Annotated in this window: 13 protein-coding genes and 3 pseudogenes; 11 read left to right on the top strand and 5 right to left on the bottom strand. The window is 49.3% G+C overall.

From position 1 onward, the window contains the following. Positions 1-74: 74 nt before the first annotated feature. The 3 genes from fabG (at position 75) to K4A83_RS00895 (ending at position 2,138) form a co-directional block, all read left to right on the top strand. The gene (gene fabG, locus K4A83_RS00905) at positions 75-818 is read left to right on the top strand and encodes a 3-oxoacyl-[acyl-carrier-protein] reductase (RefSeq protein WP_265262490.1); all 744 of its coding nucleotides are present in this window, start codon (positions 75-77) and stop codon (positions 816-818) included. Positions 819-963: 145 nt separating this feature from the next. Continuing rightward, positions 964-1,497, top strand: coding sequence for an adenylyl-sulfate kinase (gene cysC, locus K4A83_RS00900; RefSeq protein ID WP_265262488.1), 534 nt, complete (start codon positions 964-966; stop codon positions 1,495-1,497). Next, positions 1,497-2,138, top strand: coding sequence for a hypothetical protein (locus K4A83_RS00895; protein WP_265262487.1), 642 nt, complete (start codon positions 1,497-1,499; stop codon positions 2,136-2,138). Before cysC ends, K4A83_RS00895 begins: the two co-directional genes overlap by 1 nt. Here K4A83_RS00895 and glgX read toward each other — a convergent pair. After that, positions 2,127-4,187 (bottom strand): glycogen debranching protein GlgX, encoded by a 2,061-nt coding sequence (gene glgX, locus K4A83_RS00890; RefSeq protein ID WP_265262542.1) that lies wholly within the window; start codon positions 4,185-4,187, stop codon positions 2,127-2,129. The two genes, K4A83_RS00895 and glgX, sit on opposite strands and share 12 nt — an antisense overlap. A 52-nt stretch (positions 4,188-4,239) precedes the next feature. Next, positions 4,240-4,845: pseudogene (locus K4A83_RS00885) on the bottom strand (IS200/IS605 family accessory protein TnpB-related protein); the annotation flags it as partial. Between the two features lie 346 nt (positions 4,846-5,191). On the opposite strand from K4A83_RS00885, the gene grxC reads away from it, so the two are divergent. The 3 genes and pseudogenes from grxC to btpA all read left to right on the top strand — a co-directional run bounded on the left by grxC (position 5,192) and on the right by btpA (position 6,989). Then, positions 5,192-5,452 carry a glutaredoxin 3 gene (gene grxC, locus K4A83_RS00880; protein WP_265262485.1) on the top strand — a complete coding sequence of 87 codons (261 nt, stop codon included), beginning with the start codon at positions 5,192-5,194 and terminating at the stop codon, positions 5,450-5,452. Positions 5,453-5,710: 258 nt separating this feature from the next. Then, positions 5,711-6,015, top strand: a pseudogene (locus K4A83_RS22920) (transposase); the annotation flags it as partial. A 128-nt stretch (positions 6,016-6,143) separates the two neighbouring features. After that, on the top strand, positions 6,144-6,989 hold the full coding sequence (gene btpA / locus K4A83_RS00875; RefSeq protein WP_265262484.1) for a photosystem I biogenesis protein BtpA: 846 nt from the start codon (positions 6,144-6,146) through the stop codon (positions 6,987-6,989). Between the two features lie 112 nt (positions 6,990-7,101). Here btpA and K4A83_RS00870 read toward each other — a convergent pair whose 3' ends face one another. Together K4A83_RS00870 and K4A83_RS00865 are read right to left on the bottom strand one after the other, a co-directional pair. Then, positions 7,102-7,476 carry a hypothetical protein gene (locus K4A83_RS00870; protein WP_265262483.1) on the bottom strand — a complete coding sequence of 125 codons (375 nt, stop codon included), beginning with the start codon at positions 7,474-7,476 and terminating at the stop codon, positions 7,102-7,104. Positions 7,477-7,554: 78 nt separating this feature from the next. Then, positions 7,555-8,017: pseudogene (locus K4A83_RS00865) on the bottom strand (RNA-guided endonuclease InsQ/TnpB family protein); the annotation flags it as partial. A 469-nt stretch (positions 8,018-8,486) separates the two neighbouring features. Between K4A83_RS00865 and eno the strand changes: the two are divergent. The 3 genes from eno to K4A83_RS00850 all read left to right on the top strand — a co-directional run bounded on the left by eno (position 8,487) and on the right by K4A83_RS00850 (position 11,222). Further along, entirely contained in the window at positions 8,487-9,782 is a 1,296-nt protein-coding gene (eno, locus tag K4A83_RS00860; RefSeq protein ID WP_265262481.1) for a phosphopyruvate hydratase, read from the top strand. 245 nt (positions 9,783-10,027) lie between these two features. Beyond that, positions 10,028-11,038: an ABC transporter ATP-binding protein gene (locus K4A83_RS00855; RefSeq protein WP_321160984.1), complete on the top strand. Its 1,011-nt coding sequence runs from the start codon at positions 10,028-10,030 to the stop codon at positions 11,036-11,038. A 55-nt stretch (positions 11,039-11,093) separates the two neighbouring features. Further along, positions 11,094-11,222, top strand: a complete 129-nt coding sequence (locus tag K4A83_RS00850) for a hypothetical protein (protein ID WP_265262480.1) — start codon at positions 11,094-11,096, stop codon at positions 11,220-11,222. Here the strand turns inward: K4A83_RS00850 and K4A83_RS00845 are convergent, their stop codons facing one another. Next, complete coding sequence (locus K4A83_RS00845; RefSeq protein ID WP_265262479.1) at positions 11,223-13,046, bottom strand: BamA/TamA family outer membrane protein; 1,824 nt, start codon at positions 13,044-13,046, stop codon at positions 11,223-11,225. It abuts the gene before it with no gap. 394 nt (positions 13,047-13,440) lie between these two features. Here K4A83_RS00845 and K4A83_RS00840 point away from each other — a divergent pair, with 394 nt between their 5' ends. Further along, on the top strand, positions 13,441-13,923 hold the full coding sequence (locus tag K4A83_RS00840; RefSeq protein ID WP_265262478.1) for a DUF4079 domain-containing protein: 483 nt from the start codon (positions 13,441-13,443) through the stop codon (positions 13,921-13,923). Positions 13,924-13,930: 7 nt separating this feature from the next. After that, a complete protein-coding gene (locus K4A83_RS00835) occupies positions 13,931-16,180 on the top strand; it encodes a ComEC/Rec2 family competence protein (protein WP_265262477.1) in 2,250 nt (749 codons plus the stop codon). Positions 16,181-16,277 lie beyond the last annotated feature (97 nt).

Here is a 16,277-nt window from a genome sequence, read left to right as displayed (position 1 = left end):
GCTGTACACTAGGCTTCCGAATCGTTGGATAATAAGGGGTTGTTCTGGTTTAGAAAAACTTAGGAGGGAATATTTTGCAACAACTCAACGGACAGGTGGCGATTGTCACAGGTGCATCGCGGGGAATTGGACGGTCTATTGCTTTGGAATTAGGGGCAGTGGGGGCCAAGGTGGTGGTTAATTATGCTCGATCGAGTGGGGCGGCGGATCAGGTGGTGGCTGAGATTCAAGGGACTGGGGGAGAGGCGATCGCACTACAAGCCGATATCTCCCAAGAGGACCAAGCCGAAAGTCTGATCAAGCAAACTAAGGAACAATGGGGTCAGGTGGATATTTTGGTTAATAATGCGGGCATTACCCGAGATACTCTGTTACTGCGCATGAAAACCAGTGAATGGCAAGAGGTGATTAATCTCAACTTAACGGGGGTGTTTTTCTGTACCCGTGCGGTGAGTAAGTTGATGTTGAAGCAACGGCGAGGTCGTATTATTAACATTGCCTCGGTGGCGGGACAAATGGGGAATCCGGGTCAAGGGAATTACAGCGCGGCTAAAGCGGGGGTGATTGGTTTTACCAAAACGATCGCGAAGGAGTTAGCCAGTCGTGGGATTACGGTGAATGCTGTGGCTCCGGGATTTATTGAGACTGATATGACCCACGGGTTACAAGCGGAGGAGATTTTGAAGTTTATCCCCCTTGGTCGTTATGGGAAACCGGAAGAGGTGGCGGGTTTAGTGCGCTTCTTGGCGGCTGATCCGGCGGCTGCCTACATTACCGGACAGGTGTTTAATGTTGATGGTGGGATGGTTATGGCCTAATTCGCGTTAATCAAGGTGCGGGGATTCTTGGCTCTACGAGGTGACTGGCTCAAGTCGGTTTTCATCAGCAGAGGTTTCCCGCGCCATGTTTTGATAAAATCGAATCCGCAACCCAAACCTATTTTATTTTTCAGAAATTTAGACAATGAATCAACGTGGTGTTACTTTATGGTTTACAGGTCTGAGTGGTGCAGGCAAAACTACTATTAGTTCTGCTGTGGCCGCGGAATTGCGATCGCGCCAATGTAAACTAGAAGTCCTTGACGGCGATATTGTACGCCAAAATTTAACCAAAGGCTTGGGTTTTAGCAAAGAAGACCGGGACGAAAATATTCGTCGGATTGGTTTTGTCTCCCATCTCCTCACCCGCAATGGGGTGATTGTCATTGTCTCTGCCATTTCTCCCTACCGCGAGATTCGGGAGGAAGTGCGGGGCCGCATTGGGGATTTTGTTGAAGTTTATGTAAACGCTCCCCTAGAAGTCTGTGAAGCGCGAGACGTGAAAGGACTCTACAAAAAAGCGCGGGCTGGGGAAATTAAACAATTTACCGGAATTGATGACCCCTATGAACCCCCCCTTACCCCGGAAATTGAATGTCGCACGGATCGGGAAACTTTGGAGGACAGTAAGGCTAAAGTCTTGAAATATTTAGAAACCTCTGGCTATCTTACGGTGTAATGCTCCATCTTCCCCATCTGATTCAGGTGGTTAAGGAGGAAGAAGAAACTTCTCCTGTCCTCTACCACCACGTTGAGTTTCATCTCACCCCCCGTTCCCTCAGTCAGCTTGAACAGGTTCAACAAGGGGGATATCCCCTGCACTTTCCCCCCGACTGTCAGCAGGACTTACGGGCCTATTTACGGTCGGGTCGAGGCTGTGGGGGGGGATTGACTTTTGTCACCTATTACGGGGGTGAGGGAAGCTCGGAAGCCCTGCTCAGAAGCTATTTGGGGGAGGATGGGGATATTATTCATCAAGTGTGCGATCGCTGCCTACTAGATCCTACCCTTGCTCTGTCTCTCAACCGTGCGCACCACTGGTTAATTCAGCAAGTCCTACAACACCAGCAACCATCACCACTGCCCTCCACCCATAGACTAGAAGCCATTGCTTGGGGGGGGGCGGTCCTCGTTGTCATGGTCTACAGTGTCATCCACCTTGCCACCGGACATCCGTTTTCAGTGATTACCCTCCTCTCCTTGGCGATTATGCTCTGGGGGGTGCAACGGTTGCTCATTTGGGGGTTGAAACGCTTTCCGGTTTTAGCCAAAAACCACACCAACCCGATCGGGCATGGTGTGGGTAGTTCACGCCATTAAAACTACAACGGAACGGGGGGTGGCCTCATAGTGATCTTCTAGGACTGGAGTGGCTAGAGCGCGATCGCAATAATCCAGTGGAGACGGGAGCGCCGTGTCAATAATCCGATGCCACCTTTGACCCTTCGCTAACCCAGGTAACTCAAACCTCAGCGGCTCCCAATAGGCATTGAAAATCAAAAATAGATTCTCCTTCGCCTCCGGATGAGTCAAGGTAAAAGCTAAACTATGGGCATCATAGAACCATTCCGGTTGATTCACCTTCACCCCATGCCAATACAAATGAGGCTTAGAACTATCCTGAGCCACCACTAATAAATCCTCCAATTGGAAGACCTTCAAGCGTTGAGTTAAATCAATAATACCCTTGACAAAATTCAGCATATCGGCATTCTTTTCCACCAAACTCCAATCAAACCAACTGAGTTCATTATCTTGGCAGTAAGCGTTATTATTTCCCTTTTGAGTGCGCCGAACCTCATCCCCCATCAACAACATAGGAGTTCCCTGAGAGAAAAATAAAATCGTGAACAGATTCTTAATCTGACGAGTGCGTAACTCTAAAATTTTCGGATCATCTGTTTCCCCTTCCTCCCCACAATTCCAACTGAAATTATAATTACATCCATCCTCACTATTTTCCCCATTAGCCTCATTATGCTTCTCGTTATAAGCCACCACATCATTAATCGTAAACCCATCATGACAAGTCACAAAATTAATACTGCGATAGGTCTTAAAATCAGGACGATAATAAATATCAGGACTGCCTAAAATCCGAGCCGCAATACACCCCACCGCACCTGAATCACTTTTCACAAAACGCCGCACATCATCCCGAAACGGCCCATTCCATTCCGCAAAACGTTCACTACTGCGGATAAATTCACCCACTTGATATAAACCCGCCGCATCCCAAGCCTCAGCAATCACCTTAGATTCTACCAACATGGGATCTGTTTCAATATCCCACAACACCGGAGCTTGTTCTACAGGCAAACCTTGAGGATTTCTTGACATAATAGAAGCCAAATCAAAGCGGAATCCATCAACGTGCATTTCATCCACCCAGTAGCGCAAACTATCGAGAATCAAACGGCAAACAATAGCATGATTAGTATTAACCGTATTGCCACATCCCGTATAGTTACTGTAATACCTTGGGTCATCCTCCAATAAATAATAAGTTGGGTTATCCAAACCTCGGAAAGAAAGCGTCGGTCCCTCTTCATTTCCCTCAGCTGTGTGATTAAACACCACATCTAAAATTACCTCAATCCCCGCTTTATGCAGTGCCTTCACCATATCCCGAAACTCATTCACTGGACCGAGGGGATCTTTTCGCGAGCTATATTGCCAGTGAGGGGCAAAAAATCCCAAGGTACTATAACCCCAATAATTAACCAAACCGGGTTTAACATCCTGTTCATCAAACTGATGAATCGGCAACACTTCAACCGCCGTAATCCCCAACTCTTTTAAGTAAGGAATTTTTTCAATTAACCCCGCAAAAGTTCCCCGCTTTTCTGGAGAAACCCCCGAATTGGGATGTCGAGTAAACCCCCCAACGTGCAACTCATAGATCACACTATTGGCATAGGGAATTCCCAGAGGAACATCTTCTTCCCAATCGTAAAGACTTGGATCTACAACCACACTTTTTAAGGCTTGACCACAATTATCTCCCGGATAAATAGCCGCTTCCCGGTCGTAGGTTTCCCAGCCGACAATCGCTTTAGCATAAGGATCAAGCAGTACCTTATCCCCATCAAACAATAAGCCTTTTTCCGGTGCATAGGGACCATAGACGCGATAGCCATAAATCTGTCCCGCCTTTAACCCTCGGATAAAAATATGCCAGTAAAAGATTTTACAGTTAATCTTGGGGTCTAAGGGAATAATGCGAGCAGGAACTGCATCCTCGGGGGAGTTAAACAGCAACAGTTCTATCGCTGTGCAGTTTGCCGAAAAAATACAGAAGTTCACTCCATCTGGGTAGACTGTCGCACCTAGGGGGAAACTCCGACCGGGTAAAATATCCGATTTCATCATCAAGTGTATAGCGTGTGGGTAGGAGAAAGAGATCATTCAGGGGGGCAAAACTGAGGTGACAGGTTCTTTTCTGCTCATTGAAGATAAGTCCCGGCGACAGTAGCTTGTTACTATCTACGGTATGCCGTTCTCGTAAGCTGCTTATCCCAATGGTTGTCCAGACCCAATCCGTTCCGTTAAAGACCTTGATTTCGATGGGGTCATAGCCCTGGAGTTTATAGCATTGACCTTTATACAGGGTCAGGTAACAGCCACTGTTAGGATTGAGGACGGTCGGTTTAGCATCCCGACGTTGACGAGTTCCCGATTGCCATTCCCGATATCGGGTCATGTAGCTACTGACTTGGCCAGCGGCAAAGACAATGGCAGCCCGTCGGTAGTAGCTGGGGAACTTGTAAAAGGTTTGGTCACATTGCCGGTATTTAGGGTTGGGGTTCTTGGCGGTTTGGTGAATGAGTTTCTCGACGGCTAGAACCCGTTTTTGACTGGATAATGCTCCTAGAGATGGCCAATGGGTTAAGAGGATTCCCATCAAATGCCGACAGACACGACGGTAGACCTCAACCGTTTGGCTCGACAGCACTTGCTGGCTAGCTGTCGGGTTAAGAGTCCATTGGTCTGTACGGACGATTGATGTGGGTTTCTGGTTTGCCATAACGGTATGATACCCCAAGGCTTGTCAGGTCGGCGGCTCTTTGACCCCCACCTGCGAGGGCGCGAGGTGGGGTTCGGGCGTCGCTATTTTGTTCAACAGTTTGGTTAGGCGTAGATTTCCGTTCTTCCAAAAAGATACAGCTCAGTCATTCTAGGGCAAATCCCGACCCCCTTCCTGCAAAATCAGGAAAACTTTAGTTTTCCGGGAAGCATGAATAATCAATTATTACATTGAATTCTCAAAGGGCGGCTGGCAGAATGAATCATTAATTCTCAATGGATTAGAGGGTTGCAAGGGTAAGGCTTTCGCTATAATTGAAACATTACTTAATATAACTTGGCGTTTTATGACATCAAAGGTTGAAATTTACACTTGGAGTGCTTGTCCTTTCTGTCTGCGTGCTAAAGCACTCCTCAATCGCAAGCAGGTTGAATATACTGAGTATTGTATTGATGGAGACAACGAAGCACGGGATAAAATGGCGCAACGGGCAAATGGAAAGCGTTCTGTGCCGCAAATCTTCATCAATGATCAACATATTGGCGGATGTGATGATATTTATTCATTAGAACGCTCTGGGAAATTAGATTCCCTGTTGAGTGCATGAAGGACAGGAGAAAAGGCCTTTTTTGAGTCTTTCCGAGGAAAGACAATAGACAATACAGAGATTGACATGATCTCCACGCACTTTGATTGTGCGTGGAGATCCCCTAGAGCGCTCCGCAGAAATTTTGGTTGGCCGTCCGAACCTTGTTGGTTGCCATTAATCCGACCCCATTCCCCTTCCTCGCTGGCAGGGAGGGGATGAATAGCAACCAATAAACCAACTGAGCGATAGCGAATACTCGGATGATCAGGTACAATATTATCGGCGGTTTATGGCAAGACTGCCCGTTGCCGTGAGGACTTTCTACAAAAACTATCCCGCAAGATAGTCAACGAAAACCAAGTTATTGCTGTAGAGAATCTGAAGGTAAAAGGGATGGTAAGAAACCACAAGCTAGTCAAGCACAAAATATCAGAAATGAAGCCTTGCGGATCTTGTCGTTGGGAACCAGCGATACTGCCTTTGGAGGGAGTGTAAGACAACCTGGCAAAACATCGGTTTTGTTAGATGCAGTTCCCGTTGAATCAGGAAGCCCCATCCTCGCCAACGGCAGGGTGGGGTAGTTCACGATAGAATATTCAGGGGACGTTGGCCTTGTGGTCTATCCCCGTTTTCGTGAAAATTGCCCTAGGTCAGCCCCCGGCGTTAAGGCGTTATATCAATTAATCGGACTGTTATTTTTTAGATTTAAGTGGACTTAACACAGATTTTCCAAACCCGAAACCCAGTCATTGGCGTGGTTCATCTCTTGCCCCTTCCGAGTTCTGCTCGTTGGGGTGGAAATTTGCGGGAGGTGATTGACCGTGCAGAACAAGAGGCTACTGCTTTAGCGGCGGGCGGGGTTGATGGCATTATTATAGAAAACTTCTTTGATGCTCCCTTTACTAAGGATAATGTGAATCCGGCGGTGGTGAGTGCTATGACGTTGATTACCCAACGGATTCAAAATTTAGTGATGCTTCCGGTGGGGATTAATGTGTTGCGGAATGATGCCCTGAGTGCAATGGCGATCGCATCGGTATGTCAGTGCCAATTCATTCGGGTTAATGTGTTAACAGGCGTGATGGCCACAGATCAAGGTCTAATTGAGGGTCGCGCCCATGAATTACTACGCTATCGCCGAGAGTTAGGGAGTGAGGTCTGTATTTTGGCCGATGTGTTAGTGAAACACGCTCGACCTTTAGGCACCCCCAACTTAACCACGGCGGTACAAGATACCATTGAACGAGGCTTGGCCGATGGAGTGATTCTGTCAGGCTGGGCAACAGGGAGCCCCCCCAATTTAGAGGATTTGGAGTTAGCCTGTAGTGCAGCGAAAGGAACTCCAGTCTTTATTGGCAGTGGGGCCGATTGGGATAATGTCGGAACCTTGCTACAAGCCGCCGATGGGGTCATTGTAGCCAGTTCCCTCAAGCGTCAGGGTAAGATTACCGAACCCATTGATCCCATTCGAGTCCAGAATTTTATTGAGGCAGCCCGTCAAGGGTTTGCCAATCCTCCTGATTTGAAAACTCTTTCGTCCATGAAGTTGAGGTAAACTCCCCAACGCCAACCTAAAGTCAGCAGGGGTAGCCCGTTATACCCGAAGGGTTAGCGGGGGAGAACTTCACGGAATGGCGCTCATGGGCTTTGATATTGAGTGGGGTAGTTCACAGTCCTAGCAACATTCGGGACATGGGGAAGTAGGTCGCCCAACGTTGGGGATCTGGTTCTCGTTGCCACAGTTGGCGAGTGACTTGTAAGCGGAGAATAGGGACGCTGGCACCGCCATTTTTCCCCACAATCGTGACGGCAACTTCTGTCACGACAATATCCTCATCAAAGGCACGCTGGACAGCAGAGCGGGCTACTCCTTCGGCGCGTCGTAACAAAACATCGTAACTTTCATCTTGCCGACGGGATAATTCGATTTCCCGGCGCGGCATTCGAGCTTGAACAGGAGCAGTAGGGGCTAAAACAAGGGGTAGAGTGACTCCGATTACACTCCAGAGGAAGATTCCCCCCCATAAAGCACGAGATCGCATAGTGAAGTAACTCATGATAACTAGGGGATTGACACTCCCATCGCTGAAAGCGAGGGATTCTTGGTTCAACGAGTTTCCTTAACTTGGCAGGACGTATCCAACCAAGCCAGAGGGAATCTCTCCCCAAGCGTGAGTTCCGGTATGCCCTACCGTACTTAGTCCCTTTTTCAAAATGTTAATAGCGGCGTTGATATCTCTATCTTCTACATAGCCACAATGGGGACAAACATGAGTTCTTGTCGATAGAGATTTAAATACCTTTTCTCCACAATTAGAACAATTCTGACTGGTATTATGGGGCGGTACTGCTACCGTAGCCTTACCATATTTAAAGCCAAAATACTCTAGCCATTGTCGAAAAGTTGAGCCGAAAAGTTGACCAAGCCGCATCATTGATAGATTTAGCTAGTTTCGAGTTTTTTACCAGTCCTTTAACATTTAAGTCTTCGTAGGCGATAAAATCGTTAGATTTAATGACGCGCAATGCCTCTCTCTGGACAAAGCCTTTACGTTGTCTACTTACTCTTAAATGTTTTAAGGCCTATCTCTTCCTAGCTTTTTTGGATAGGATAGCCTTTTTTGCCCTTCACACCTTGTTTATCGACCTCAAACAACTAGATGTATACTAACATATACAGCAGAAATTGTCATGAGCTAGTGATTCCTGAGCCTTAGCTAAAGAGTCGTGCTTCGCTGTTTCTATACGGGTCGGGTTTCATCCCGTCGGTAAAACCGAGGGTCTTCACCCGACATTGCAGATAAGGTCTTACCAAAAGGATGGCGCGGGAATGCTCCGTCCATAGCCGATAGGCTTGGGGGGAGATATGCTGTGCGCCTTAAGAATCCATGATAGGCGATGGGATATCAAATCCGGTTAAACTCAATCCCCCTATTCCCGATTTCCCCCACTCCACCCCCAGCAGATCACCTTCAAGAAAACATCCTTAAAGAAACAGAAGATCGATCATTCTGGGCTTATTCTTAAGCCGTAAGGTTAAGGGAGTATAACGATGCTCAACAAAACAGAAGCCACCATTGAAGCTATTATCGCCCGAGAAATCCTAGATTCTCGCGGTAGACCGACCATTGAAGCGGAAGTCCTGCTCGAAAGTGGCGCCCATGGACTGGCTCAGGTTCCTAGTGGAGCTTCCACCGGAACCTTTGAAGCACACGAATTGCGCGACGATGAAAGCCGCTACGATGGGAAAGGGGTTCTCAAAGCAGTCCGCAATGTCAAAGAGAAAATAGCCCCTGAACTCGAAGGTCTCGACGCTTTAGACCAGGTGCTGATTGATAAAACCATGATTGCTCGGGATGGGTCGGCCAATAAGTCCAACTTAGGCGCTAATGCTATTCTCGCCGTCTCCCTCGCCAATGCTAAAGCGGCTGCCGATGAATTAGCCATTCCTCTCTACCGCTATTTGGGGGGACCCTTAGCTAATGTTCTCCCTGTCCCTTTTATGAATGTGATTAACGGGGGCGCTCATGCTGCCAATAACGTAGACTTCCAAGAGTTTATGATTGCTCCCGTCGGTGCGCCGACCTTTGCGGAAGCACTGCGCTGGGGGGCGGAAGTGTTTGCTTGTTTAAGTAAAGTATTAGCTGCCGATGGATTACTGTCCGGTGTAGGGGATGAAGGGGGATATGCTCCCAATTTGAAGTCGAATAAAGAGGCTTTAGATTTGTTGATGGCGGCCATTGAAAAAGCGGGTTATAAACCGGGGGAACAAGTGGCTCTCGCCATGGACGTAGCGGCTAGTGAGTTTTATAAAGAGGGGCAATATGTCTATGATGGCAGTCCCCATAGTGCTAGTGATTTCATTGATTATTTAGGGCAATTAGTGGATCAATACCCGATTATTTCCATTGAAGACCCTCTCCATGAGGAGGACTGGGGGAATTGGAAACTTTTGACGGAAAAATTAGGCTCTAAAGTGCAATTAGTGGGTGATGATTTATTTGTCACGAACCGCACTCGTTTAGAAAAGGGGATTCAAGAGGGTTGTGGAAATGCCATTCTGATTAAGTTGAATCAAATTGGTTCGTTAACGGAAACCCTGGAAACCATTGATTTGGCTTTAACTCACCAGTTTAACTGTATGATTTCCCATCGTTCTGGTGAAACGGAAGATACGACGATTGCAGATTTAGCGGTGGCGACTCGGGCGGGTCAAATTAAAACGGGTTCTCTCTGTCGGAGTGAACGGGTGGCGAAGTATAACCGTTTGTTGCGTATTGAGGAGGAATTAGGCAGTCGGGCGGTTTATGCGGGTGCGATCGGCATGGCACCGGGTTCAAAGGCCTAGGATGGTGATTGAGGCTGATTTGACCTGAAAAACTGGGTTTCTGGAGACTTTGAGTCGGGTTGACAGAAACCCTTGAATCTGTGGGGCAGGAACTATTTAAGTGTGAAGTTAAGAGTATCAGAACATGGCGCGATCGCTCTTGGCCAGAGATTTTCTAGTCATCCCATGCCACAGGCACAAAGGGAGGTTTTGAAGGTAGTACCTTGAACTAGAATAGTCGGTGAAGATCCCTGAGTTGGAATTGCATGGAATTAGCCCCCCTTGCCCCTATCCCCAAAACTGCCAGAACTCTGATTAAAGTTGAAAATCTGCAAGTTCATTTTCCCCTCTATCAAGGGGGAATCTTTAGCCGACAGATGGGGGTTCTTAAAGCAGTCGATAACGTTAACTTCACCATTTACCAAGGGGAAACCTTGGGCTTAGTGGGAGAGTCGGGTTGTGGGAAAAGTACCACCGGGCGCGCTATCCTACAACTTCAGGCTCCGACTGGCGGTCAGGTGTACTTTGAGGAACGGGAATTAACCCAACTGTCGGGGGAAAATCTGCGACAGATGCGCCGTCAGATGCAGATGATTTTCCAGGATCCCTATGCGTCTTTAAATCCTCGGATGACGGTTGGGGATATTGTTGCTGAACCTTTGGCGATCTATGATCTGGCACAGGGTCAGGGGAAAATGGCGAGGGTGCGGGAATTACTGGACATTGTGGGGTTAAATCCTAGCTTTATCCACCGCTATCCCCATGAGTTTTCGGGGGGGCAACGGCAAAGAATTGCGATCGCCCGTGCCTTGGCCTTAAACCCCGCTTTTATCGTTTGTGATGAACCGATTGCCGCCCTTGATGTGTCTATTCAAGCGCAAATCATCAACCTCATGCAGGCACTCCAACGGGAATTTAACCTCACTTACTTATTTATCGCCCATGATCTCAGTGTAGTTCGCCATATTTCAGACCGTGTGGCTGTGATGTATCTGGGCAAAATCGTAGAATTAGCTGACCACCGCACCCTCTACGAAACGCCCCAACATCCCTACACTCAAGCGTTACTGTCTGCTGTTCCCATTCCAGACCCTGATCTTGAAGCCCAACGGCAACGGATTATTCTGACCGGAGATGTTCCTAGCCCCCTCAATCCGCCCCCCGGTTGCAATTTTCAAACCCGTTGCCCCTATGCGACAGAACGCTGTGGTCAAGCCCCTGAGCCGGAATTTCGGGAGATTGCACCGGGGCATTTTGTGGCTTGTCATTTGGTGTAATGGGGCTGAAGCCCAACCACGAACCGAATGGGGCTGAAGCCCAACTACGAACCGAATGGGGCTAAAGCCCAACTACGAACCGAATGGGGCTGAAGCCCAACTACGAACGGCGGGGCTGAAGCCCAACTACGAACCGAATGGGGCTGAAGCCCAACTACGAACGGAACCGAATGGGGCGGAGTGATTAGAAGCGATGACCTACGCCGAAGTGAAAACGGCTTTCGCCTTGGTCATTGAGGCCGAAATCTGCCCGCAAGATGCCGACGGGAGAGTTGACACGGAGGCCAGCCCCGTAGCCAAAACCAACGCCTCGGTTAGTGGTGGCACCATTTGCGCCGACGGTGGGGCTAGTTGAACCTAAATCACTGCCAAAGTCCGCAAATACTACACCTGTGGCGGGTAAAGTCCCCAAGGGAATGCGGTATTCTGCTGAAGCTAGGACGAAACTCCGACCGCCCCCTAATTCCCCGGTATTATATCCGCGCACGGAGTTGGTGCCGCCTAAACGGAAGGCTTCGTAGGGGGGGAGATCGCCGATGGTGGTGCCAGCTTGGACGTTAAAGGCGAGAACTTCGGGGTTTTCTCCTCCAAATAGGGAAACGGGGGTGTAGTTGGAGAAGTTGGCTTGCAGACGGTTCATTAAAATGCTGCCGTTGCCGACGGGGAGGGATTGCTCGCTACTGAATCCTAAGATGGTGCCGGAGGTGGGGTTTATGGGGTTATCTCGTCGATCTTGGGAGAGTCCCGCCCGTAGGGTGACTAAATCATCCATGCCTCGGTCACTGACGGATAAGGCGTTACCAAATTGGTCGGTGGGGGCAAGGTTGCCGCTACTATCGCGGATGGTGACTTGGTTGAAGTTAATGCCGACGTTGGCGTTCCAGTCGTCGATGGGTTTGGTGAAGGTGACACCTCCCCCTAGGCGACCTTCTCGGGGGCGATCGCCATTGGGCAGGGCAACGTTTTCCCCAAAGCTGTTGGAAATGGTGCGGTTGCGGAAGGCGTTAATACTATAACCGGGGACGTTGGGATCACTCAGTCGGTAGGGACTGCCAAAGGTGGCATCAAATTGTAGGTCACGTTGTCCGAGTTGCACCATGAGATCCAAGTTTTGACCGATGCCGCCAATATTACGGTCGTTGTAGCTGACCGTACCGAATAGACCACTGGATTCGCTATAACCGCCCCCAGCATTGACTCCTCGGGTGGATTGTTCGCTGAGTTCATAGATTACATCTAATTGGCGCGCATCCCCAGCTAGGTCAATGTTGGCGGTTTTGAATAGACCCAGACGATAGAGTTGGGTGAGGTCTTGGCGTGCTTGTTCGGTGGTGAAGACTCTACCGGGCTGGAGGGCTAGTTGTTGTTTGACAAATTGATCGTTAGTGCGACCTGTGGTGACTTGTCCCATGTCGTCAATAAAGCGCACTTGGACGGAACGAATGACCCCCTCAGCAACGTCTACGTTGAGGACTCCATCCCCGACGGAACGAACATCGGCGACTTGGGCGATCGCATACCCGTTTTCTTCATACCATTTTTGCAGGTTGGCAATCCCTTGATCAATTAAGGCGGGGCTGATGGGTTGACCTAATTGAGTGGAGAAGGCTTCATTGACCACAGACTGGGGCAATACTTGAGCATTATTTAAAACGAGCGATCGCACAATCACGGGTTGCACTTCAAACACCACATCAATCCCATTAGAACTCTCTCGCGTTCCATAGCGCGCACTACTAAATAATCCTGTACTTAAAAGGGCTTGGATATCTCCTTGGAGTTGGGTGGCTGAGGTATTACCACCCATACGAGTTCTAACAGTTTGTAGTGCAATATTAGTGAGTTGTGCATCAACTCCGACCACTTTTACATCTGTTGTTAAAACGGCTAGATCATTACTAGCCATTAAGCTGGGAGCAGAGGCTGGAGTTGTTTGAGCCGAAACTGAGCCAACTATCCCGATATTAAAAAGAGTCAGCGTAGAAAGAGCAATGAGTGAGTAGCGCATAACCATAAATCTCTCAGTTTAGGGAAAAGTCAATCGTTTGATCTCCTGACCGCAATTTCCCTCAATAAGTTTCCGGCAAGGAGTCAGTTTACAAATTGTCCTCGTCTTAGTTAATCTGCCCTTTCTTTCGACTTTGGGAACAATTTTAGGTCATACTTCGTCTCTGAATACATTTCTCTAAAATCTATAGCGGGTTCCAATCATTGATCAACTCCCAGAGAAGTTTCTCATCATACTTCAAGCTCCTTGTAACCCTTGTATACTGTTCCCTATTCCCTGTTCCCCATTACCCAACTTTGATAAGTGAGCCTTGCCCAGTATCTTCTAGGTCGGGGAGTGTCAAGTCGCGTACAATGAAGACTGTCCCAAAAATATAAAGAAAATCTTAAAAGCAATGGAAACCCTAATTCGTCCGTACCTTGAACCAATTGCCGACTGGTTTAGCAACTTTGGCACCCCCGAACCGATTGTTCACTGGGGACACCCCTTAATGATGGGGATTGTCGTGTTTGTCATGGGCAGTTTTGCCGCTTGGGCGGGCTGGCAAGGACGACTGGCGACGGATTCTGGTGTGGCAGTGGAAAACCGCAAGAATCACCGTAAAATAGCCCCCTGGTTATTCCTATTTATTAGTTTGGGCTATACGGGAGGGGTGTTGTCTTTGGTCATGCAAGGACAGCCTATTTTCGCCAGTGCCCACTTTTGGACAGGAACCCTAGCGGTGGGTTTATTGGGCTTTAATGGTTTCATTTCGGCCACGAAGTTCGGGGGCAATAAAGCCGCTTTACGCACCACTCACGCCTATTTAGGCAGTTTTGCCTTACTGATTTTGTTAGTTCATGCCTTTTTGGGGTTAAAGTTGGGGTTGTCGATTTAAGCGGGTCATGAATCAACAGGGTTGGGCTACTATCTGTTTGGTCTATGGGCTGGGGCTAGTTTCTACAGGCCTTTTGCGCCCTCTGTTGCCCACCAGTTCTCAGCCTAGTGTACTCTGGGGAAGCCTAGCCCTGATTTGGTTAATCTTGGGGGCAGTTGGAGCGTTCCTCTTGCCCCGTGTTTGGCGTTCTGGACCCCGTTGGGGGGCTTGGTTGCTGGCGGGGCTGATGGGTGCGATCGCCGTTTTTTATCTCCAACTGCGCACCCCCCACCCTTCCCCCCAAGATATCAGCACCCTGCTAGTCAATCCCCCCAACCAGATTGAACTCACGGGCCAGATTCTCACCCCACCCCAACCCAATCGCAACAACCGCATTCGCTTTAATCTCCAAGTCCAACAGGTGGCGCAATATCCCGATTTACAGGGAAAAGTCTATGTCACCCTGCCCCTATTACAGGGAACGGGCTTAGTCCCCCAACAAACTGTCACCCTCACCGGACGCATCTATGCACCGCCCCCCGCTCAAAATCCGGGGGGTTTTGATTTTCAAGCCTATTTAGCCCGTCAAGGCATTTTTACCGGGTTTACGGGTCGTCTGGCGGCTGCACAGGGGGAAACGCCTTGGGGCTGGTGGCAACTGCGCCAAAGGATCATCCGCTCCCAAGTCCGTTGGTTGGGCAGTGAGTCGGGGTCTTTACTCAGTTCAATGGTACTAGGTCGCCGGGCGGTGGATTTGTCCCCAGCCCTGCGAGATAGTTTTTTAGGGGTAGGATTAGCCCATACCTTAGCCGCCTCGGGGTTTCATGTCTCTCTTTTATTGGGTTTAGTCTTGGTGTTTACCCGGGCTTGGGGGGCAAAAACGCGGTTTTATGTGGGGGGCGGGGTGTTGTTATTTTATCTCGGTTTAACGGGGCTGCAACCCTCGGCAATGCGGGCGGTAGTGATGGGTTTGGGGGTATTATTGGGGTTAGTGAGCGATCGCCAAGTCAAACCCTTGGGCTTATTACTCGTCACCGCCACCGGACTGTTAATCTTCAATCCCCTTTGGATTTGGGACTTAGGCTTTCAACTCAGTTTTTTAGCCACCTTCGGCCTACTGGTCACAACACCCGCCATTACCCGCCGTTTAGACATTCTCCCCCTCAAAGTCGCCACCATCCTCGCCGTTCCCATTGCCGCCTCCCTCTGGACATTTCCCCTGTTAATCTATCAGTTTAAAACCCTCCCCCTATACAGTTTATTAGTCAATCTCACCACCACCCCCCTGATTTCCTTCATCAGTTTGGGCGGCATGATTAGCGGGGCTTTAGGCTTAATTTTCCCCCTCTTGGGCAGCACCACCGCTTGCCTCTTAACTCCCGCCCTTAGTTTCCTAATTCAGCTAGTCCAAGGGGTGCTAAGTTTACCCCTCAGCACTTGGAATATCGGGAAAATCGCCCTCTGGCAACTGCTCCTCTGTTACGGGGCCTGGGTGTTCATCTGGTGTTCCCCAATCGGGCGGCGCAGGTGGGGGATAGTAGGGGGGAGTGCCTTGGCTATCCTCATCTTGCCCCTCTGGTATAATCACGCTACCCTCCTACAAGTGACTGTTCTGGCCACTTCCCCTCAACCTGTAGTTATCATTCAAGAACAGGATAAAGTCACCCTCCTCCACGGCGGCAATGACAACACCGCCAACTATGCCATCCTGCCCTTTTTCCGCGAACAAGGCCTCAATCACATTAACCTTGCCCTTGCCCTCCCCTTTAATAATCCCCTAGAATCGGGCTGGACAGAAATCTCTGACAGTTTAAAGGTGCGCAACCTCTTTCATAGCTCACAGAACCAAGAAACCCTATTAGAGCAGCTTAAATTAGGTCGCTTTACCCCCCTCCAAATCGGACAACGCTTACAATTAGACTCCCTCACCTTGCAGGTGTTATCCCTTGAACCCACTGGGTTACAGTTTAAAGTCGGTTCCCTACGCTGGTTACTGATGATGGGGGCAACCGATAACCTCGGGCAACTCCCAGAAAGTGATGTGTTAATTTGGGGCGATTCCTACGGAAGGCTGCGTCAGCGCAATCTTCTCCCAAAGGTTTTAGCTCAAGTCCAACCCAAAGCGGTCATTTTATCCCAGACTTTCCTAGACTCCGAAACTCACGCCCAACTCAAACAACTCCAGATTCCCTTTTACCTCACCGGGGAAGTGGGCGCGGTACAGTGGACTCCCCGAAGGGGTTTAGAGTCTTTTGTGCAGGAGGTTGGGTTACGCTAGGGGCTGCTGAATCAGGCTCTAATCCCGGGAGCAGGGGAGCGGGGGAGCGGGGGAGCAGGGGAGAGGGGGAGCAGGGGAGCAGGGGAGCAGGGGAGAG

The sequence above is a fragment of the Spirulina subsalsa FACHB-351 genome, from assembly GCF_026130165.1.
GTDB lineage: Bacteria > Cyanobacteriota > Cyanobacteriia > Cyanobacteriales > Spirulinaceae > Spirulina_A > Spirulina_A subsalsa_A.
The sequence above is the reverse complement of the archived record's forward strand: the minus strand, read 5'-3'. Positions and strand labels throughout refer to the sequence as shown.